15 protein-coding genes are annotated in these 21,078 nt (G+C 66.0%); 3 read left to right on the top strand and 12 right to left on the bottom strand.

Annotated elements, in window-relative coordinates:
* Positions 1–160: 160 nt before the first annotated feature.
* On the top strand, positions 161–1,375 hold the full coding sequence (locus C9I57_RS01385; RefSeq protein WP_107148852.1) for a zinc-dependent alcohol dehydrogenase: 1,215 nt from the start codon (positions 161–163) through the stop codon (positions 1,373–1,375).
* Here the strand turns inward: C9I57_RS01385 and C9I57_RS01380 are convergent.
* The 8 genes from C9I57_RS01380 to C9I57_RS01345 are packed head-to-tail and all read right to left on the bottom strand — an operon-like array spanning position 1,318 to position 10,486.
* The gene (locus C9I57_RS01380; RefSeq protein WP_258187443.1) at positions 1,318–2,355 is read right to left on the bottom strand and encodes a UDP-glucuronic acid decarboxylase family protein; all 1,038 of its coding nucleotides are present in this window, start codon (positions 2,353–2,355) and stop codon (positions 1,318–1,320) included. The genes C9I57_RS01385 and C9I57_RS01380 overlap by 58 nt on opposite strands.
* A gap of 14 nt (positions 2,356–2,369) precedes the next feature.
* Positions 2,370–3,323, bottom strand: coding sequence for a glycosyltransferase (locus tag C9I57_RS01375; RefSeq protein ID WP_107148850.1), 954 nt, complete (start codon positions 3,321–3,323; stop codon positions 2,370–2,372).
* Positions 3,313–4,461 (bottom strand): glycosyltransferase family 9 protein, encoded by a 1,149-nt coding sequence (locus C9I57_RS01370; RefSeq protein WP_107148849.1) that lies wholly within the window; start codon positions 4,459–4,461, stop codon positions 3,313–3,315. Before C9I57_RS01370 ends, C9I57_RS01375 begins: the two co-directional genes overlap by 11 nt.
* Positions 4,449–5,558 (bottom strand): glycosyltransferase family 2 protein, encoded by a 1,110-nt coding sequence (locus tag C9I57_RS01365; protein ID WP_107148848.1) that lies wholly within the window; start codon positions 5,556–5,558, stop codon positions 4,449–4,451. Before C9I57_RS01365 ends, C9I57_RS01370 begins: the two co-directional genes overlap by 13 nt.
* Positions 5,555–7,303, bottom strand: a complete 1,749-nt coding sequence (locus C9I57_RS01360; protein ID WP_107148847.1) for a carbamoyltransferase family protein — start codon at positions 7,301–7,303, stop codon at positions 5,555–5,557. Before C9I57_RS01360 ends, C9I57_RS01365 begins: the two co-directional genes overlap by 4 nt.
* Before the next feature lie 19 nt (positions 7,304–7,322).
* Positions 7,323–8,537: a glycosyltransferase family 9 protein gene (locus tag C9I57_RS01355; RefSeq protein ID WP_258187442.1), complete on the bottom strand. Its 1,215-nt coding sequence runs from the start codon at positions 8,535–8,537 to the stop codon at positions 7,323–7,325.
* Entirely contained in the window at positions 8,534–9,163 is a 630-nt protein-coding gene (locus C9I57_RS01350) for a D-glycero-alpha-D-manno-heptose-1,7-bisphosphate 7-phosphatase (RefSeq protein ID WP_107148846.1), read from the bottom strand. The genes C9I57_RS01355 and C9I57_RS01350 overlap by 4 nt, the downstream gene beginning before the upstream one ends.
* A gap of 18 nt (positions 9,164–9,181) precedes the next feature.
* Complete coding sequence (locus C9I57_RS01345) at positions 9,182–10,486, bottom strand: glycosyltransferase family 4 protein (protein WP_107148845.1); 1,305 nt, start codon at positions 10,484–10,486, stop codon at positions 9,182–9,184.
* Between the two features lie 326 nt (positions 10,487–10,812).
* Between C9I57_RS01345 and C9I57_RS01340 the strand changes: the two genes are divergently transcribed.
* On the top strand, positions 10,813–11,751 hold the full coding sequence (locus C9I57_RS01340; protein ID WP_107148844.1) for a glycosyltransferase family 2 protein: 939 nt from the start codon (positions 10,813–10,815) through the stop codon (positions 11,749–11,751).
* Here C9I57_RS01340 and C9I57_RS01335 read toward each other — a convergent pair.
* The 4 genes from C9I57_RS01335 to C9I57_RS01320 form a co-directional block, all read right to left on the bottom strand.
* Positions 11,694–12,413 carry a PIG-L deacetylase family protein gene (locus C9I57_RS01335; protein ID WP_107148843.1) on the bottom strand — a complete coding sequence of 240 codons (720 nt, stop codon included), beginning with the start codon at positions 12,411–12,413 and terminating at the stop codon, positions 11,694–11,696. The genes C9I57_RS01340 and C9I57_RS01335 overlap by 58 nt on opposite strands.
* A gap of 116 nt (positions 12,414–12,529) precedes the next feature.
* On the bottom strand, positions 12,530–13,489 hold the full coding sequence (locus C9I57_RS01330) for a chemotaxis protein CheV (RefSeq protein WP_107148842.1): 960 nt from the start codon (positions 13,487–13,489) through the stop codon (positions 12,530–12,532).
* A gap of 333 nt (positions 13,490–13,822) precedes the next feature.
* Positions 13,823–18,304, bottom strand: a complete 4,482-nt coding sequence (locus C9I57_RS01325; RefSeq protein WP_107148841.1) for a DEAD/DEAH box helicase — start codon at positions 18,302–18,304, stop codon at positions 13,823–13,825.
* A gap of 55 nt (positions 18,305–18,359) precedes the next feature.
* On the bottom strand, positions 18,360–19,046 hold the full coding sequence (locus C9I57_RS01320; RefSeq protein WP_146166156.1) for a BPSS1780 family membrane protein: 687 nt from the start codon (positions 19,044–19,046) through the stop codon (positions 18,360–18,362).
* 165 nt (positions 19,047–19,211) lie between these two features.
* Here C9I57_RS01320 and ggt point away from each other — a divergent pair, with 165 nt between their 5' ends.
* Positions 19,212–20,942, top strand: a complete 1,731-nt coding sequence (gene ggt / locus C9I57_RS01315) for a gamma-glutamyltransferase (RefSeq protein WP_107148839.1) — start codon at positions 19,212–19,214, stop codon at positions 20,940–20,942.
* The last annotated feature ends 136 nt before the right edge of the window (positions 20,943–21,078 follow it).

The following is a 21,078-nucleotide window of genomic DNA, read 5'->3' as shown; positions in this document are numbered from 1 at the left end:
CTCCAACGAGGGTATCGGTTTGCGGATGCGGTTGCGACGCGCATTGCCCGTGCCCGATCAGTCCGGCTTGCCATGCCCGCAGGCCGGCGTCGTGCTGAGCGGGACTCCCCCTTGCTTGTTTCGCTTCCTGTTTCGAACGCAACTCTGACGGAGAGCGAACATGAAGGCAGTGGTATTTCACGGGCTCGGCGACATTCGCCTCGATACGGTGCCCGATCCGATGATCGAGGCGCCCACGGACGCCGTCGTACGGCTCACCTCGAGCGCGATTTGCGGCACGGATCTGCACATGGTGCGCGGCACGCTCGCGGGCATGAAGCCGGGCACGATCCTCGGTCACGAAGGTGTCGGCATCGTCGAGGCGGTGGGAGCGAAGGTGCGCAATTTTGCAAAGGGCGACCGCGTGCTCATCCCGTCGACGATTTCGTGCGGTTATTGCGCGTATTGCCGCTCCGGCTACACGGCGCAATGCGACAACGCGAACCCGAACGGCCGGCTCGCGGGCACGGCGTTTTTCGGCGGACCCGCGCCGAGCGGTCCGTTCAACGGCTTGCAGGCGCAATACGCGCGCACGCCCCTCGCGAACGCGAGCCTCATCCGCTTGCCCGACGAAATCGACGACGACCGCGCGATTCTGATGTCCGATATCTTTCCGACAGGCTGGTTCGGCGCGCAACTCGCGAAGGTGCGCGTCGGCGATACCGTCGCTGTCTTCGGTGCGGGGCCGGTGGGGCAATTCGCGATCGCGAGCGCGAAGTTGATGGGCGCCGGCCGTATTTTCGCCGTCGACCGGCTCGAATCCCGCCTGGCTATGGCGCGCGTGCAAGGAGCCGATCCGATCGACTTCGATCGCGAAGACCCAGTCGAGGCGATTCGCGAGCTGACGGGCGGTATCGGTGTCGATCGCGTCATCGATGCGGTCGGCGTGGATGCGGAGCGCGCGCAGCGCGGCCCGTCCATGAATGGTCATGACGGCCAGTCTTTCGACACGGAGCTCGAGCAAGTCGCGCCGCAGCGGGCAGCCGGCGCCGATAAGCAAGATGGCCGATGGAAGCCCGGCAGCGGACCTTCACAGGCGTTGCAGTGGTCCGTCAAAGCCGTTGCGAAGGCCGGCACGATCGGCGTCATCGGCGTCTATCCGCCGAGCATGACGAGCTTCCCGATCGGCGAGGCGATGAATCGCAACCTCGATATACGGATGGGAAACTGCAACCATCGCGCGATCACGCCGCACCTCGTCGAGCTCGTGCGCAACGGCACGGTCGATCCGATCGGCATCCTCACGCAACGCGAGCCGATCGCCGACGCGATCGAGGCTTACAAGGCCTTCGACGCGCGCGAGCCAGGCTGGATGAAGGTCAAGCTCGAGCCGTGAGGCGGCGCGCCGCGGCCGTCGTGGCGCGCGCGCGCGAGCTGTCCGCGGAAATAGCCGGCCGTTGCGGCGAGGCCTTCGTCGAGCGGAGTTCGGGGCTCCCAACCGATCAGCGCGCGGGCGGATGAAATGTCGGGTCGGCGATGCCAGGGATCGTCGATCGGCAGCGGCCGGAATGTGATTGGGCTGGCAGAGCCCGTCGCGCGCGCGATGCGCTCGGCGAGTTCGAGCATCGTGATCTCGTGCGGGTTGCCGAGATTGACGGGATCGCAGGCGCCGTTGGGCGCGTCCATGAGACGGACGAATCCGTCGATCATGTCGTCGACGTAGCAAAGCGAGCGCGTTTGGGAGCCGTCGCCATAGACGGTCAACGGTTCGCCCGACAGCGCCTGAACCATGAAGTTGGAGACGACGCGGCCGTCCGCCGGATGCATGCGCGGCCCGTAAGTATTGAAGATCCGCGCGATTCGTATCTCGAGACCATATTGCCGCCGGTAATCGGCGAAGAGCGTCTCCGCGCAGCGCTTGCCTTCGTCGTAGCACGAGCGCGGCCCGATCGGATTCACGTGGCCCCAGTAATCTTCCTTTTGCGGATGCACGCGCGCGTCGCCGTAGACTTCGCTCGTCGATGCCTGGAAAATCTTCGCGCGCAAGCGCTTCGCGAGTCCGAGCATGTTGATCGCACCGTGCACGCTCGTCTTCGTCGTCCGTACAGGGTCGTACTGGTAATGGACCGGCGAGGCGGGGCAGGCGAGGTTATAGATTTCGTCGACTTCGACATAGAGCGGAAACGTCACGTCGTGCCGCATCAGCTCGAAATTGCTGCGTGGGATGAGGTGTGCGACATTGTCTCGAGTGCCGGTGAAAAAGTTGTCGACGCACAGCACGTCATGACCCGCTTCGACGAGCCGCTCGCACAGATGCGAGCCGAGAAACCCCGCACCGCCCGTCACGAGGATGCGCTTTCGATCGAATTCCCTCATGTTCGTCTCTCCGTTCATCCAGCCGTTTCGTCGAGGACGCGGCACCAGTCGTCGACGAAGCGCCCGATTGAAAACCGCTCGAGCGCGGTGCGCCGCGCGCCGGCGCCAAGCCGCCGAGCCTCGGCGGCGTCGCCGATGAGCCCATGCATCGTCGATACGAGCGCGTCCACGTCCGTCGCGATGTAGCCGTTCTCGCCGTTTTCGACGACCGTCGCGAGTTCGGTCGTCGCGAGGCCCACGATCGGCATGCCGATCGTCATCGCCTCGACGACGGCGAGGCCGAGGCTCGTCCAGCGAATCGGATTGAAGAAGAACCGATAGCGAGCCATGAAGGCGGCCAAATCGAGATTGCCGATCTCGCCGAGCCCGCCGGCCTGCTCGGCATTCATTCCGACCAGATCGAGCGGCACTTGCCGGCGGACCGTCTCATAGACGTCGGCGCCGAGGCGCCGGCCTCGGCTTGCAAGATTGTTGACAACGACGATGCCGCGCTCGAGCTCGCCCGTGTAGCGGACGTCTTCGGGCACGAGCACGCCGTGCTCGATCACGGATGCCGGCGTATCGCCGCAATCCCACATGAGGCGATTGAAATGCGTCACGTGCACGAGGCGCGTTTGCGGATCATCGACCCAGTGCCGCTCGCAAAACGGATTGCATTGCGGCGGATCATGTTCGAGATAGATGCGCGGCAAGCGCCGCTGCGCATCGGAAAGCACGGACAGGCGATCGTTTTCCCAGTGATCTCTGTGCTGGTACAGGACCAAGTCGAAGGAGCGGCCGGCCACCTCGGCCGCGTCGACCTCGTGGACGTTGTCGCCCCACGGCAGCACGCCCGTTTTTCCCACGTGTCCGGGCGGGTTGCCGGGCCGCGTGACGAGCCAGAAGTCGTGCGGCGCCTGGGTGAGGTAGTAGAGGTAATTACCGTGCACGTGCCAGGTCAAGATGCGCAGGCGCCGATCAGGTCGCATGGCGACCCTCCGTCGCGCGTCGCGCGTCGCGCGAATGCAGAACGCCCGGCGCCGCCGCGCGCGTGCGCGAATAGCGCGAGAGTTGAGCCAGCGCCGCGTCTACTACCCGCTCGACGCCGACGTTGAACGCGCACGGGTGGCCATACGGGCAATCGCGGAACGAGCACGGCCGGCACGGCGGATAGTCCGCCACGATCCGGTGTCGCTCGCGATTGAGCGGTGCCCAGCGGCGCGTGTCGCTGCCCAACGCGACGACGGCGCTCGGCGTGCGCAGCGCCGCGGCGACGTGAGAGATGCCGGTATCGTTGCAGACCACGAGCTGCGCGCGCGCCACGAGCGCCGCAAGTCCGCCGAGCGACGTCGCGCCGGCCAGATGGAGCGCGGGCGCGGCCATCGCGCCGAGCACGGCGCTCGTGATCGGCGTCTCGCTCGAAGTACCCGTGATCGCGATCTGCCATCCTCGCGCGGACAGTGCGTCGGCCACTTCGGCGAAGCGGGCGGGGGGCCAACGGCGGGACGGCAATTGCGCACCGGGATGTAGCAGAACGAGCCTTTCGGGCTCGATGCCGTGCCGCGCTTCGAGCGCCGCATACTCGTCGCGATCACCGGGCGTGAGCGGAAACGTCAGCGCGTCGCTGGCGGCGGGCAGGCCGAGCGCACGCACGAGCGCGAGATAGCGCCGAGGCTCCGGCAACACGTCCGGCCAGAGAATGAAGCGCGGCTGCGGCGCTTCGTGTGGTTGCAGAAATCCCGCGCAGGCGCGTGCGCCGAGCTGCTTGATGATGGCGTTCGCCGGGCCGCCGCTGCCGTGCATCTGAATGGCGAGATCGAAGTGGCGCTCGCGCATCGCCGCGAAAAAGCGAGGCAAGCCTTCGTCCGTCTCGGGCTGCTCGGGAAAGCCGCGCGCGCCGGGAAAGACGGCGAGCTCGTCGACGAGCGGCGCAAATCGCTCGACGAAGCTTACCGCCCACGGCAAGCCGATCAGCGTGATGCGCGCGCGTGGCCACGCCGCTCGCAGCGCTCGCAGCGCGGGCACGGCGCACAGCATGTCGCCGAGCTGCAGCGCGCGGAATACCGCGACGCGACGAGGCGCCCGGTGACCGGGCGCGACGGGGGGACTGTCGATCAAAGGAACCATGTCCGATAGCGGATGGCGCCATGGATGCGCCAATAGATGGAAAGAAACGGAATCAGTACCGACGTGACGGCCATCTCGGCGATATGGCGCCAGTCGCGGCTGCGGCCGCGTATGCGCCGCGCGAAGAAGTGTGAGGTCAACGCGAACCAGACGAGCGCACTCGCCGCGGCGATCACGGTCGCGCCATAGGCCGCGCCGATCACGGCGACGAGCGCCGCGATCGCCGTCGCGTAGTAGTTGAGCGGCGGCTTGCGCGCGATACGGTGCTTGTAGAGTCGGCGGTGTTTGTAATAAAGAAGCGCCTCGAAGCGGCTTTTTTTCTGCTGCTTCAGGCTGATCCCCCAGCGCGCGGGCCGGACCGGATGCGCGACGATCGCGTCGGGCGCGCGCACGATGCGGCCGCCGGCTCGCATCAGCGAGAACTGCAGGTCCGAATCCTCGCGCCAGGCGGACGTGAACCGTTCGTCGAATCCGCCGACCGTATGCAGCGCCGCACGCCTGACGAACGCGTTGGCGGTCGCGAATTCGGCCCTCTCGAGGCCGCTCGCGTCCGCCTCGTAATCGGTGGGCGGGTCCGGAATCGGCACGACGATGGCGCCCGCGGCCGCGGCGGTGTCGTCGTCGATCGCCGCGAGGCCGGCTTCGAGCCAGCGCGCATCGGGGATCGTGTCGTCGTCCGTGAAGGCGATGATGGGCGCGTGCGCATGGTGCCAGCCCGCGTTGCGGGCGGCCGCCGGGCCTTGCGTTGCATGGATCGCGAGATATCTCACTGTCAGCCCGCGTGGGCGATGCGTGTTCGCGAAGCGGTGGACCAAGAGGCGCGTGTCGTCGTCCGGACCGTCGTCGCAGACGATGATCTCGTACCGGTCGGGCGCGAGGGTTTGCGCGGCGAGCGCATCGAGGCAGCGCTCGAGCAACTGCGGCCGTTGCCGCGTCGGCACGACGACCGACACGGCGAGGCTTGCGATCCCATGCTCCGGCGCGACGGTGGGCGATACGACGGCGGCCGGCTCGGCGAGCCTCACGGCTTCGGAAGTTTCCGAGGACTCCGCGGTTTCAGGGGCTCGAGCGGCGGGTCGGAGATTGTATAAGCTCACGCGGCTGCCTCCTCTTTCGTGACGAGAAACGGGCCGATGACGAGCGCGTCGAGTGGCGATGTCCAGAACGACTCGAGCGCATCGCGCGGCGAATTGACCATCGGCTCGCCACGCGTATTGAACGAGGTGTTGACGAGAATCGGCACGCCGGTGCGCGCAAGGAAAGCGGCGAGCAGATCGTAGTAGAGCGGATGCTGCTGCCGGTTGATCGTCTGCACGCGCGCCGTGCCGTCGACATGTCGCACGGCGGGAATACGCTCCGCCCGCTCGGGCCGCACATCGAAGATGAAGAGCATGAACGGCGCCTTGCGGCCGCCTACGAACCAGTCCGCGACGTGTTCTTCCATGACCACCGGGGCGACGGGGCGAAAATCTTCGCGGTCCTTGATCTCGTTGAGCTTGGCCTGCATGCCCGGGTCGATCGGCGACGCGAGAATCGAGCGGGCGCCGAGCGCGCGCGGGCCGAACTCGGTACGCCCCTGGTACCAGCCGATGACGTTGCCTGCCGCGAGCAGATCGGCCGTTTCGCCCGCGACATCGGCGAGACGCCTGAATCGCACCTTCGACCAGCGAAGAAACCGCTCGATCTCGGCGTCCGAATAGCCCGGCCCCAGATACGCATGGTCCATCGTCCAGCGGCGCGTCGGCGCGCTGCCGGCTCTACCGCGCTCGCGCCAGTCGATCCAGAGGGCCGCGCCGAGGGCCGTGCCCGCATCACCCGACGCCGGCTGCACCCAGACGTCCTCGAACGGCCCTTCATCGCGAAGGTGAGCGTTCATGACGCAGTTGAGCGCGACCCCGCCGGCCATGCAAAGCCGAGGCAAGTTCGTGCGCGCATGCAGCCATTCGGCGAGTTGCAGCACGATCTCCTCGAGCACGGTTTGCAATGAGCTTGCGATGTCGTAATGCCGTTGCTCGAGCGGACCGCCGCGTTCGCGCGGCGCGCCGAACCGTTCGACGAGCCGCGGCTCGTCGACCACGTAGCTGCCGTCGCCGCGATAGCGGACGATCTCGCGAAACACGTCGGCATAGACGGGTTGGCCGAAAGCCGCGAGCGCCATCACCTTGTACTCGTCGCACGAGTGCAGGAAGCCGAGCCAGTCCGTCACGGCTTCATAGAGAAGGCCGAGCGAATGCGGCAACTCGACCTGCTTGATCCGCTTGTACTCGCCGGCCACGAACTGCCCGAGGCTGGTCGTCACGCCTTCGCCGCGGCCATCCATCGTCAGCACGGCCGTATCGCCGCACGGAGCGGCGAGAAAAGCGCTCGCCTCGTGCGCCAGATGGTGCTCGACGTAGTGCCACGCGAAGCGATGTCCGCTTCCGTTCGCTCGAAAGCGCTTCTTCAGGTGATGCGGCGCGCCGTCGATGAGTTGCGCCCGCGCATTGACGATATAGCTGACGAAGAGCGGATCCCAGGGCGACGCCGTCGGATCGCTCATCGGTTGCAGGCCGGGCTCGAGCGGCAACGCGATCGTCGCGCGTCCGGGCGCCGGCATCGTCGGCAGCAGCGCGGGATCGTACGAATAGGCAACATGATCGACGTCGGCGAGCGTAATGCCTGCCTCTTTGAGGCAGTAGTCGATCGCATCGAACGGCAGTTGCCAGGTCGAGAACGGCACGGGCCGCTTTGCGTGCTTGACGTGCGTGAACCGCTCGTCTTCGGCTGCCGCGATCACGACGCCATCGCGTACGAGCGTGGCGGCGCTATCGTGATAGACGGCGTTGATTCCGAGGGTATACATGATCAGCACTCCTCACTTGTCAGTCGGACACTTGCAAGGCGGCATGGCTCGCCGCCGCGCTCGGTACGGCATCGGCGGAGTCGAAGACGAGGCCTTGCTTTGCGGCGAGCTCGAGCGCGGCCGCGGCGACTTCGGCCGCCGGCACGCCGAGCAGGCATGCGTGATGACCCTTGGGGCAAACGCTGCGATAGCACCAGCGACAGTCGACATCGCGGAACAGCACGCGCTGCTCGGTCTGCCAAGGCGTATGCTGAGGATTCGTCAAGGCATAGAGGTCGACGACGGGCGTGCCAAGCGCGGAGGCAAGGTGAACGGGGCCGCTATTGTTGGCGATGAGCACGCAGGTGCGCTCGATGAGCGCGCCGAGCTCGCCGAGGTCGAGCTGCCCGGCGAGGTCGTGGAGTCGCGATCGCCAACTGGGGCCGGCTCGTTCGATGACTTCGCGGACGAGCCCGCGTTCCGCTTCGGCTCCCGCGAGCAGAATCGGCAGCGACGTGAGCCGGGCGAGACGCGCGGCGACTTCACCGAATCGCTCGGGCGGATAGCGGCGAGATGCGGCGCTCGCGCCCGGATGGATGAGGAACCACGGATCGTGCGGGCGCAGCCCATGGGCGACGAGCTGCCTGGTGAGCTTGCGCCTGGAGCGCGTATCGACCTTGAAGCGCATGCGCGTATCCCCGCAGACCGCGCCGACCTTCGCGACGAGTTCGAGTTGCCGCTCTGCCTCGTGACGCACGCCTTCGCTCGGCTCCGTCTCGCGGATCCAGTCCGTCAACAGGTAGTAGGGGTTTTCGCGGCAATGCGCGAGCCGTCGCGGAATCCCAGCGAGATAGCAGAGCATCGCGGCGGGCAGCGGATTCTGACTGTAGACCGTAAAAATGACGGCGGCGTCGAAGCGCCGCTCGCGCAAGGCACGGACCATATCGAAATCGGCCGATGGATCGGGGTCGGGCGAGAGGCCGTGCCACGGCGCGTCATAGGGAATGACTTCGTCGACGTCCTCGAGGAACGGCGCGAGCTTCGCTCCGACTGTCGACGTGAGCAATGCGATATGCCGGCCTGGCATGGCCGCGCGCAACGCATGGATCGCGGGCGTCGTCATCAGGACGTCGCCGATCCGATCGAGCCGCACGCAGAGGATGCGCTTGACATCGCCGCCCCAACGCTTTGCCGCCGATTCACGCACGGTCGCATGCGCGAGCATGGGCGTGATGGCGAAAGGGACCCCGTTCATCGGCGATTCTCCGCCAGGCTCGCCGGTACCGGCGTCGTCGGTGCCGCATGTCGAGGCGCCGCACCTGCCGTCGATTCGGCGATCGCGAGCGCCGCCCGAAAGATATCAGGCACGCGCAGTGTCGGCCTGCGCAGCGGTCCGTCGCGCCATTCGGTCTCGTTGCCGTTGTCGATCAGAATGGTGCGGCAGCCGGCGCGCGAGCCCGCTTCGACATCGTCGAGAATGTCGCCGACGAACCAGCTCCGCCGCATATCGAGCGGATGTTCACGCGCCGCGCGCATGATGAGTCCCGGCGCGGGCTTGCGGCAATGGCATGTAACGGCATAGCGCGGGACGACCCCCTTGGGATGGTGCGGGCACCACAAGGCGGCTCTCAAGCCGACACCGCATGCCGCGAACATCGCGCGCAGGTGCGATTCCATGTCGGCGAGCGCTTCGAAAGGAAACCGTCCGAGCGCGACGCCGCTCTGATTGCTGACGACGAAAAGCGCGAAGCCTTGCGCGCCGAGCAGCGACAGCGCCTCCGGCGCGCCGGGTGCGAAGCGCATCAACGTCGGATCGACGTTGTACGGCACATCGTCGAGCAACGTACCGTCCTTGTCGAGGAACACAGCGGGTTCGAGCATCGGGAAAGTCGATCGATTTCAGGCGCGTTGGGCCGCTGAGCGTGCGGCGGAGACCCTGACGCGCTTGGCCGGTCGCGCATCGGATGTGGGTTCCGCGGGGACGCGCGCGATTTGCCGATAAACCGCTTCGAGCTGTTCCGCTACGCCGCTCCAGGTGAAATGCTCGCGCGCACGTTCCAGGCCGGCCGCGCCCATGCGCTCGGCGAGCTCCGGGTCTCGCGCCAGGCGCGCGAGCCGTTCGGCGAGCACGTCGGGGTCGCGCGGCGGGACGAGAAAGCCTGTTTCGCCGTCCACGACGCTATAGCGAATGCCTCCGACATCAGCACCGACGACGGGCCGCGCGCAAGCCATCGCCTCGATCGGCGTGATGCCGAACGGTTCGTACCAGGGCGTCGTGACGAAGACGTCGGCCGCCCCGTAGTACTTGCGCAGCTGCGCGCGCCCGCGCCGACCGACGAACGTCACGTGCGCGTCGGCGCCGCAGACGGCCGCCACTCCGCGCAGGCGCGCGATCTCGGGTGTGGCGATTTCGTTCGGTATGTCAGCATTGCCGCCGACGACGTAAAGATGAGCGTCGATGCCCGTGCGCGTGCGCAAGACGGCGAGTGCGCGGACGACGTTGTCAATCCCTTTGCGCGGCACGATGCGCCCGAGCTGCAGGACGGTGAACCGGTCGCGCGGCCAGCCGAGCGCGGCGCGGCACTCCGCGCGGTCGGCTGGCGAGAACTCGGACGTGTCGAAGCCGCAAGGCACGATACGAATCCGATCGGGATCGGGCGCATAGTGCTCGCGCAAGTCGAGTTCGTCCTGAGGACACTCGGCGATGATCGCGTCGGATTCGCGCACGAGCCGCTCCTCGATCGCGAATCGCTCGTCCGGGAAGCCGTCGTCGGCGCCTTGATGAAGCCGGCGCACCTTGCCGAGCGCGTGAAACGTCATGACGAGCGGAATGCCGAGCGTCTCTTTCGTCTTTAGCGCCGCAAGGCCCGACATGAAGAAGTTGGCGTGGATGACGTCGTATTGCCTGCGTTCCCGCCGGCAAAATCCCAGCAGAAAATCGGCGAACTCGGGCATATAGGGCAGCAATGCTTCTTTCGGCATCTGCATCGGCGGCCCGGCGGGCACATGAACGACACGCACTCCGTCCATATCGGAGATGGCGGGCAGCAGCGCGCGATCGCGCCGGGTGAACACGTCGACCTGATGCCCCGCGCGGCGCAACTGACGGGCAATATTCGCCACATAGATATTCTGTCCGCCGCTATCGACGCCGCCCGCGACGGCGAGCGGCGACGCGTGTTCGCTGACCAGTGCGATTTTCATAAGGTGTCCTTAGTTTTGAGCTTGCCGGCCCGGAAAAAAGCTTGCCGGGAGGCCCTCGCGGATCGAAGGAATGGCGAGGCGCACGCACTGTTCGAGCACACGGTGTGCCCATCGCTTCCCGGACCGGTCAAACCTGCATAACCGCTGCAACGCCCGCGCAACGCTTCTGTGGTCTTTACTCGGTCGCGCGGGCCGAGCGGCTCTTACAGGGAGAATGTAATAACGCTGCACCAAGCAAGTCAGGCGCTGCTGAAGCGCTGCGCGCGTGGGATTGCTTTTTGCTGACGTACCGGGCGATATTGACCGACCCCCGCGAGGCAAACTCGATGAATGCGCGAATATCGGTAGTGGTGCTGACGCACAACCGAGTACGTGAGGTCACGCGCACCATCGAGCGGTTGCTCTCGCTCCCGGAAAAGCCGCCTGTCATCGTTGCGGACAACGGTTCAGACGATTCGACCGTCGCGGAGCTCGAACGCCGCTTTCCGGACGTCCTCACCATCGCATGCGGCGCGAATCTCGGGGCGGCGGGGCGCAATCGCGCCGCGATGCGCGCGACGACGGACTACGTCGCGTTCAGCGACGACGACACGAGCTGGGAGCCCGGCTCGTTGGCCGAAGCGGTGCGCGTGCTCGACGCCGCCCCCCGGGTTGCCGTGCTTTCGGGGAAAGTGCTGGTCGGAGACGAGCGATGGATCGATCGGACCTGCTCGCGCATGAGCACCAGTCCGCTCGACAGCGAGGGTTTGCCGGGTCCTTCATTAATCGGCTACATGGCCGGCGCGTGCGTGTTCCGAACCGCGCTCTTTCGCGAAATCGGCGGTTATGAGCCGCGTCTTTTCATCGGCGGAGAAGAAGAGCTCGTCGCGCTCGATCTACTCGAGGCGGGCCACGCGATCGTCTATTGCGATTCCATCGTAACCACGCATTGGCCCTCGCCGTCGCGCGATGCGTCGCTGCGACAGCGCATGCTCGCACGCAATGCTGCGCTGATTGCCTGGCTGCGCTTGCCGCTTTCCGAGGCGTTCGCGGCGACATGGAGGGCTTTCGCCGTGCTGATGCACGAACGCAGCCTGGCCCGTCATGCGCCTTCGCTGCTGCGCGATTTGCTTTGGGCTATCCAGCGGCGGCGCGTCGTCTCTGCTCGCGTGATCGGTATGCGGCGACAAGTGCGCGACGCCGAGCGAGACGTGGCTTTCGGACCGGCTTACCGGCGGGTACCGCGAAGCCGCCCCGCCTTTCGGTCGAACGAGAGGCGCCAGTAGCGCTCGGGTTCGACAAGATCGTTCGGGTGTGCATCTTCGAGTGCGCGCAGCTGACTGCGATAGGCCCGCACGCTACGCCATTTCCGGGCGGCGGCCCCTGCATTGCGCTGCGCGTCGAGGAGCGGTCCGGCGGTTTCGAGCTCGAGCCGCAGGCCACGCCGCGCCAGCGCTTCGCGCCTTTCGTCTGCCACATGCCGCATGCGCCGATATAGGGCGTCCTCGTAAAGGATGAGATCCGGCATCGCCTCTTGAACGAATAGCGCGCAACAAGCGTCCGAAGCGAGCGCGTGGTCCGAATGAAAAAGGCCGAGGGGCGCAAGGACAGTGGGACGCCCGCAGGATTGCCACGTATCGCCGAGTGCGCGCTCGACGGCTTCGCACGATGGTGACGCTCCGTACTGGGAGTCGAGGAACGGAAGGCGGCGCGGTTGCGCGCCGAGCACATCGAGTGCGCGATCGTCCTCGCGCTGGCGCGCTTGCAATGCGGCGTCCGAGTGAAGAAATCCCGCGCGACGGTCCCAGGACGTTGAAAGCGGCATGGCGGGAGCGCCGGCGAATACGGTGCAGACGATGGATCGAGGATGCGTCGCGAGCGCGGCGCCGCAACTGAAAGCCGCATCGTCGAAATGCGGCGAGACGACAAAAAGTATGGACGAAACCATGATGACCGAGTGTGCGAACGGCTCGGCGAGAGCCTGACGCCCCCCTCGGCGTGCAAATGCGATGCCCGGGGCCGCGTGCCGCCCACGCCCCGGTGCGGCCGAGCCATTCGAACCGATCAGCCGGCCAGCGCCTGCCGGATCGCGGAAGCGAGGTCGCCCGCCTGAAACTTCGCCACGTAGCCCGTTGCACCGGCGTTCTTGACGTGCGTTTCGTTGGCCGTCCCCGTCAGCGAAGAATGGATGATGACCGGGATATCGCGCGTGCGCTCGTCGCCTTTGATGAGACGCGTCAGCATGAAGCCGTCCATTTCGGGCATTTCCAGATCGGTCAGCACGAGCGCGATTTTGTCGCGAGTGCGCAGGCCTTCCTGCTGCGCCTCGCGCGCGATGCGATCGAGGGTGTCCCACGCCTCCTGCCCTGTCTTCGTCATGACGTATTCCGTGCCGAGGGCGGTCAGGCTCTGTTCGATCAGCTTGCGCGCGAAACCCGAATCGTCCGCGGCGAGAATCTTGGCGCCGCGCTTCACCGTCAGTGCGTTGCCCACTTCAGCCGGGTCGACGCTCGGGTGCTGAGCCGGGAATACGTCTCGCAGCACCTGCTCCACGTCGACGACGAGCGCAAGCCGCGAATCGCCGGTGTTGCCGTCGATCCGCGCGATGCTCGTAACCGTGCTTCCGCCGGCCGAGGACTCGGCCGAGAGCACCTGATTCCATTCGAGGCGGACGATATCGTCGACTTCCTCGACGGCGAACGCCTGGGTGGAGCGGGCAAACTCGGTGACGAGCAGAATGTTGAGCCCGCGCGTGGGATTGCACCCCATCAGCTTCGGCAGGTCGATGACCGGAATGATCTGCCCGCGTATGTCGACGGCGCCCAGCACGTGCTCGGACGAGCCGGCGATTGGGGTGATCGACGGCATTGTCATGATTTCGCGGATCTTGAAGACGTTGATGCCGTAAAGCTCATGTGAGTCGTCGTTGCCTGGCGCCGCGCCGAGCCGGAAAAGGAGGAGCTCGAACTTGTTCGAACTCGTCAGATTAGTGCGCTCGTCGATCGAGTGGTGGTCTGCGGCCATCGAAGAATTCCTCCGGGTTGCGCCCGATGCCTTTGCGGGTTGCGCCGCTTCTCGAAGCCGGTGAAAACGGGGTTCCGGCAAAGGGGGTAATGCTTGATAACGGCGGCTTGCCGGGAAAGTTGATAGCACTGCGTATTTTTACTGAGGGGCGCCGGGAAGGTGTTCGAAGGGCCGCTCGCGCAAAAAAAAGCGCGGACCAAGCCGCGCCTTCAAAGAGATATGATGAAAAAGACCGCTTCTTGCGGCAACTGAAGTATAGGTGAGAAGCACTCGCATAGGCTTAAGCGAAACTGAAACGGGCCGAATCTCATACCCGCTGCTTCAGCATGCCGTTCATGCACGCCGAACAAGCTGCGCGTGCGCTTTTTCCTTTTCCTGCGGAGTCAGCTCGGCCGTGTAATCGAATTTGCCGGATACGAGTCTCGCGACAGGCATGCCGTCACGATACACAACGCGGTTGCCCATGAGCGCCGGGACCTTTTCTCCCGGCAAGATGGTGCCGACGAGATTGAGCGGATCGGCGCCGCTCAGGCAGACCATCTCTGAGTTCCGATCGCGCTTGCGCACGTCTCGCAACAACGCGATCGCTTCCGGGAGCGCGAACTGCTCGCCCGACAGTCCGTTGACGAATCGTCCGCCGCGCACTTGACCGCGTGCTTCCAGCCGCTGTAGCACGCGCAGCAAGTCGCGCCAGCGCGGTAGCCACGATGCTTCGCGCTCGAGCAATTGCCAGCAGACGACGCCGTAGCGTCTGAGCAGCGTCATGGCGACGTGCTCGGCAAGCTCGGGCGGCGCGACCGACGCCGTTCGCGATCGCGGCTCGGTGCTCGGGCCGCGATCACGCGCATCGTCGCGGCCGCCGCCTGATGCCAGGGCAGCCGCGTCGAGACGATCATGGACGGCTACGCGCCGCGTGAGCGCCCAGCGTCCCGCATCGTCCATTCCGCCGATGAAGGCGCCATGCTGCGCGAAGTGCCGGCCCCGGCGCGCGCTGCCGCGCGACGCACGCTGGCGCGCCGCCGCGGGTTTCAGCAATGCCCGCAGCCCGGCAAAGCTGTCCGCATTCGCGAGCCCCGCGGCGACGAGCTCGCCGAGCGCGTTCTCGAGCTCGATCGGCAGCATCTTCGTCTCATGCAACAGCTCGTCGAAGAACATGGCGCCGTGCCTGGTCAGCGCATCGAAGACGCCGCGCGCGCGAGCCGAGAGCGTATCGGCGCTCGGCGTCGAGGCGAGGCTGTGCCAGGTCGGCAACTCGCGGCGCGGGAGCAGCGCGATCGGCGTGGCGCGCACAGGCGAGCTCGATCCGTGATTGCCGTCCACGAGCCGCACCCATACGACCTTGCCCGATCGGCAAAGCTCGTCGAGCGACATGCCCGTGTAATCGCGTATCCGCGCCGGAAGAATCTCCTCCTCCCACGCGGCAGCCGCCGCTTCGAAGCCTTCGAGCTGCGCGATCGTCGCCGCCAGCGCGTCGCGACCCATGCCGCGCGCTTGCGGCGCTACGCGCTGCCACTCGAACAGAAACCGCATGAAGTCGGCGCGCTCGACCGGCTCGATCTCGCGCCGCAAGCGCCTGATCGTATAGCGATGGATGCGCGCCAGCAGATGACGCTCGCACCATTCTTCCTGCGCCGCACCGGGTGTGAAGCGTCCGCGCATCGCATAGCCTTCGCCCTCGAGCGTGACGAGTGCCGCGGCCACCGTGGATGCGGGCAGCGCGAGCGGGCGCGCGATCGCCGCGACCGTCGATGGCCCGGTCGCCGTCAGGCGCGCGCGCACGATTTCGACGGCGGCGCTTTCCGGAGTCCATGTGTCGGGCACGCTATCGGGCGCATGCAGTCGTGGCTCGTACACCGCGTCCGGATAGACGGCGCGCAGGCAGGTGAGCCGCTCGACCGGCAGCCATAGCGCGTCGTCCTCGGCCACTTGCATGCGCGTCGCGCGCCCCGCGTGCGCCAATGCGCCGAGCCATGCGACCCAATCGGCGTCGTTGCGCGCCTCCTTTTCGGCAATGCAGCCGAGCCCCATCAGCGCCTCGTGCATCTCGTCCGCGTTGCGCGCCTGCGGCCAGGCTTCGTCGCGCACGCTGGCGATCGCATCGGCATCGAGCGCGCCGAGATCGTCCGCACTGTCCGGTTCCTGAAACCGTCGCGCCAGCACGGCCTGCGTGCGCCGCTCTTCGAGCGGCGCATCGTCGAGGAAAGCGTAAGGCCGCGCATTGAGTATCTCGGCCGCGAGCGGCGATGGCGCGGGCAGCTCGCGCGTGAGGAGCCCGATCTCGCCGCGCTCGATCCTGCGCAACAACGCGAGCCAGCCGTCGCAATCCATCGCTTCGTGCAAACAGTCGTCGACCGTCTGATCGACGAGCGGATGCCGCGGCAACTCGCGCTCGCCAACGATGTTTTCAAGGCAGGCGACCTGGTCCGGGAATACCGCCGCGAGCAGGTCCTCGCTCTTCATCCGTTGCAGTTGAGGCGCCGTCTTGCGTCCGCCGGTAAAACGAGGCAACGCAAGCGACGTGGTCGCGTTCCAGCGCCAGCGCACGTTGAAGAGCGGCGCATCGAGCAGCGCCTGGATAAGCACGTGCTCGGCCGTGTTCGAATGCAGGTAGCGCCAGACTTCGTCGAGCGCGAAGCTATGGCTGCCCGTGAGCGAGAGCACGATGGCGTCTTCCGTCGCCGCCGCCTGCAGCTCGAAATTGAACGTGCGGCAAAAGCGCTTGCGCAGCGCCAGTCCCCACGCGCGGTTGACGCGGCTGCCGAACGGCGAGTGAATGACAAGCTGCATGCCGCCCGATTCGTCGAAGAAGCGCTCCATGACGAGCCTTTCCTGCGTCGGTAGCACAGTCAGCGCCGCACGTGCGCGTGCTAGATAGTCGACGATCTGGCGGACGGCGTTGTCGTCGAGCTTAAGCTCGCTCGTCAGCGCGGCAACCGCTCGATCGAGCGCCGCCTCCGATGCGCCGTGCACGGTTTTATGCACGGCGTCGTCGTTATGATCGTAAGGACTGCCGATCAACTCGTCGACGCGCGCGCGCAGTCGCGAGACGGCGGCCGAGAGCTCGTTGCTGCGGCCCGGCGCTTCGCCGAGCCAGAAAGGAATGTTCGGCGCCTCGCCCGCGGCATCGACGACACGCACGCGCCCCGTCTCGACGCGGAGAATCCGATAAGCGCTGTTGCCGAGTTGGAAAACATCGCCGGCCAGGCTTTCGACGGCGAAGTCCTCGTTGACGGTGCCGATCTGAATGCCCTGCGGCTCCAGCAACACCGAGTAGTCCGCGTTGTCGGGAATGGTGCCGCCCGACGTTGCCGCCGTGAGCTTGCTGCCGCGTCGGCCGCGCAGCGTGCCCGTCACGATGTCGCGGTGCACGTACGCGCCGCGCGGGCCGTGCCGGCTCGTATAGCCTTCCGCCAGCATGCGCAGCACGGCGTCGTAGCGTTCGCGCGCGAGCTCGGCGTAGGGCGCCGCGCGGCGCACGCAATCGAAGAGCGCGTCTTCGCTCCATTCCTCGCAGGCGACTTCCGCGACGATCTGCTGCGCGAGCACGTCGAGCGGCGCGCGCGGAATCAGTAGCGCGTCGAGTTCTCCGCGCCGCGTGCAGTCGATCAGTGCCGCGCACTCGATGAGATCGTCGCGCGAGGTCGGAAAAAGGCGCCCCTTCGGCATGCCGCCGACATGGTGCCCGGAACGTCCGACGCGCTGCAGAAACGGCGCGATCGCGCGCGGCGAGCCCAGCTGACAGACGAGATCGACATCGCCGATATCAATGCCGAGCTCGAGCGATGCCGTCGCGATCAGCACGCGCAGCGCACCGCGCTTTAAGCGCTGTTCGGCGTCGAGCCGATGTTCCTTCGCCATGCTGCCGTGATGGGCCGCGACGGCGTCCTTGCCGAGCCGTTCGGTCAAATGGCGCGCAGCCCGCTCGGCCATGCGCCGCGTATTGACGAAGACAAGCGTGGTTGCATGCGCCGAGACGAGTTCGGCGAGACGGTCGTAGACGCGCTCCCAGACCTCGTTGGCCATCACCGCTTCGAGCGGCACGGGCGGCAGCTCGAGCGCGAGATCGCGCGGGCGATCGTGGCCGACGTCGACGATCGCGCATTGCGCATGATCTCCCACGCCGACGAGAAAGCGGGCCACGGCTTCGATCGGCTTTTGCGTCGCGGACAGGCCGATGCGCGGCAGGCGCCGCCGGCAGAGCGCGTCCAGCCGCTCGAGCGAGAGAGCGAGGTGACTGCCTCGCTTGCTGTCGGCGATTGCATGGATTTCGTCGACGATGACCGTTCGCGTCGTCGAGAGCATGCGGCGCCCCGAATCGGACGAGAGCAGGACATAGAGCGACTCCGGCGTCGTCACGAGGATGTGCGGCGGGCGCTTCTTGAGCGCGTTGCGCTCTTGCTGGGTCGTATCGCCGGTACGGACGGCCGTGCGAATATCGACACGCGGCAGGCCTTGCCGCGCGAGCTCTTGCGCGATTCCCGAGAGCGGCCGCTCCAGGTTCGCGTGGATGTCGTTCGAGAGCGCCTTCAGCGGCGACACATAAACGACGAGCGTTTCGTCGGGCAACGAGCCGCCGCGAGCAAGACCCTCGCGCACGAGCTCGTCGATGGCCCAAAGGAATGCGGTGAGCGTCTTGCCCGAGCCGGTGGGCGCGGCGACGAGCGTGGACACGGCGCGGCGAATATGGGGCCACGCGCGGCATTGCGCGTCCGTCGGCTCATCGAAAGTTGCCTGGAACCAGGCTGCCACCGCGGGGTGGAAATCGGCCAGCGCCGGCGCGGCGGCATCGGCGACGGGACTATCGGGGGCGTTCATTTGAGGCGATCTGGGGGCGTTCGCTCGATTTCTCAATGCCGACGAATCGACGAATTCATGAGGACTCCTCGATAAACATATCGCGCGACGCCGTGTACGTCGACAGATAGATGAGCGGAGCCACGACGAGGAGCGCGATACCGAGTGTCAGCAGGGCGGCAAACAGCAATCCCGCCACGAGGGCGCCGTAGACGAGTGTCGACCACGGATTGCGGCAGATCGCGAGAAAGCTCGCCTTCAACGCGGCGTCCGGCGCGGCGCCGTGCAGCACGACCAACGGCGGCGCGAGCCAGAGCGCCATTGCGCTGCCGAAAGCGGCTACCACATAAAGCAGGGCCGCGAACCACGGCGCGGCGCCCGCGCTCTTGGCGGGATCGGCACTGATGAGCAGATGAAGTCCAGCCGATACACGAGCGCCCGCGAAATCGCAGAGGAGCGATGCAAACAGCGCAACGAGGCCGGCGGCGAAGAGTGGTTGGAAATTTTTGCGGATCGCGTCGAAGACGTCGGCAATCTTGACATTCCCCGTCGCCGCGCAGCCTTGCGCCGCAGCCATCATTCCGCCGGCCCATAGCACGGTGAAGACCGATACCAGGTCCGAGGCGAACGGAATCGCACCGAGCGCAACCGTGACGGCGAGATCGATGACGCCGAGCGCGATCCATACGGCCGGCCGCATGCGAAAGAGCGACCAGGCGCTTGCAATCCACTGCGATCCGTGTTCGGCGGGAACCGTGCGCATCTGCATATCGGAAAGCGTTCCTTACGAAATTGTCGGACTCTGAAAGCGATTCGTCTCTGCCATTATCGTCGAACGCGGCGTTGCGCCCTCAATCCGCATTTCGCAAACCGTTTGTGCATGGTATAAGCGCCGTCAGGTCATTTTGTCGACGAAGGAGGAGATTCGATGAGTTCGAAAGTCGGGATCAAGTCGGCCGCGGCCGCATCGGCGATCGTTGCGCTTGCAACGACGTCGATCGGCTTTCTCGAAAGCACGCCCGCCGTTGCGAAGACCCATGCGGCAAGACCTGTATTGACGGCATCCGCGCTGGCGGTTGCCGACAAGTACAGCGCCGATGCGGCCGAGCATATCTTCAAAGAGGGCGGCAATGCCGTCGACGCTGCCGTGGCGATCGCGTTCACCCTCGCCGTCACGTACCCTGAAGCCGGCAATCTCGGCGGCGGCGGATTCATGACGCTCTATGTGAACGGCAAGCCGTACTTCCTCGATTATCGAGAGCGGGCCCCGCTTGCCGCGACGAAGGACATGTATCTCGACAAGGACGGCAACGTCATCAAGGGGATGAGCCTCGTCGGCGCTCGCGCCGTGGGCGTGCCGGGAACCGTCGAGGGCATGTGGGAAGCGCAAAAGCGTTTCGGCCGGCTGAAATGGAAACAGGTGCTGGCCCCGGCGATCCATTACGCGCGCGATGGCTTCGAGGTCGACGAGCAGCTGCAGCAGCGCCGAGACAGTGCCGCGAAGGACTTCGGCGACAAGACGAACTTCGACAAATATTTCGGAGGCCTGAACAACGGCGTGACCTTCAAGCAGCCCGAGCTTGCCGCCACGCTCACGCGCATCGCCGACCACGGAGCGAAAGGGTTCTACGAGGGCGAGACGGCGAAACTCATCGCCGCCGAGATGAAAGCGGATGGGGGTCTCATTACCGAGCGCGACTTGCATGAGTACAAGGCAGTCTGGCGGCAGCCCGTCGAGGCCAACTGGAACGGCTATCGCGTGATCACGGCGCCGCCTCCGAGCTCGGGCGGCGTCGGCCTCGTGCAGTTGCTGAAGATGAAGGCCGATCTCGCCAACGATTTCGCCAACGTTCCGCTGAATTCAGCCAAGTACATTCATCTCGTCGCCGAGATCGAGAAGCGCGTGTTCGCCGATCGTGCGCAGTACCTCGGCGATCCGGATTTCTACAAGGTGCCCGTCGCACAGTTGATCGACGACGCGTATCTCGCCAAGCGCGCGGCGGAAGTCGATCCGAACAAGCCCTCGGACACCAAGAGTATTCAGCCGGGACTCGGCACGTCGATGCCGGAGAAGGCGGAGACCACGCATTTCTCGGTCGTCGACAAATGGGGCAATGCCGTCTCGAACACCTATACGATCAACGGGTATTTCGGCTCGGGCGTCGTGGCGGAAGGCACCGGCGTGCTGCTCAACGACGAGATGGACGATTTTTCGGCAAAGCCGGGCGTGCCGAACATGTTCGGCGTCGTCGGCAGCGATGCGAATGCGATCGCGCCGAAAAAACGCCCGCTTTCCTCGATGACGCCGACCATTCTGACCAAGGACGGCAAGGTATCGCTCGTGATCGGCACGCCGGGCGGCTCCCGCATCTTCACGTCGATCTTTCAGGTCATCAGCAACGTCTATGACTTCAAGATGCCGTTGGCCGATGCGGTGGCCGCCATGCGCTTCCACCATCAGCTGCTGCCCCCGAACACTATCTTCTGGGAGCCTTACAAGCCGATCGAGGGCGAGCTGGCTCAGCAGTTGCAGTCGATGGGATACGTGCTGCAGAAGCAGGGCTTCAACGGCGACATTCAGGCGATCGAGATCGAAGGCGATACGCCGACCGCGGCGGCCGATCCGCGCGGCCGCGGTGTGACGAGGATCGTACAGTAGTCATCGGTCCGATCGCAGCATCCCGGGCCTGCCGTCGATATCCGCAGGCAGGCCCGCCCCGGCGCCCCGAGTCGCCGGCCCCCACACGCCTCGTATGCCGAACGGCCGAATTGCCCGAGTCGGTCTCAGTTAGTTA

Origin of the sequence: Trinickia symbiotica (genome assembly GCF_003028655.1) — a bacterium.
GTDB classification, from domain to species: domain Bacteria; phylum Pseudomonadota; class Gammaproteobacteria; order Burkholderiales; family Burkholderiaceae; genus Trinickia; species Trinickia symbiotica_A.
Note: the sequence above shows the minus strand (reverse complement) of the source record. Positions and strands in the feature narration are given on the sequence as shown.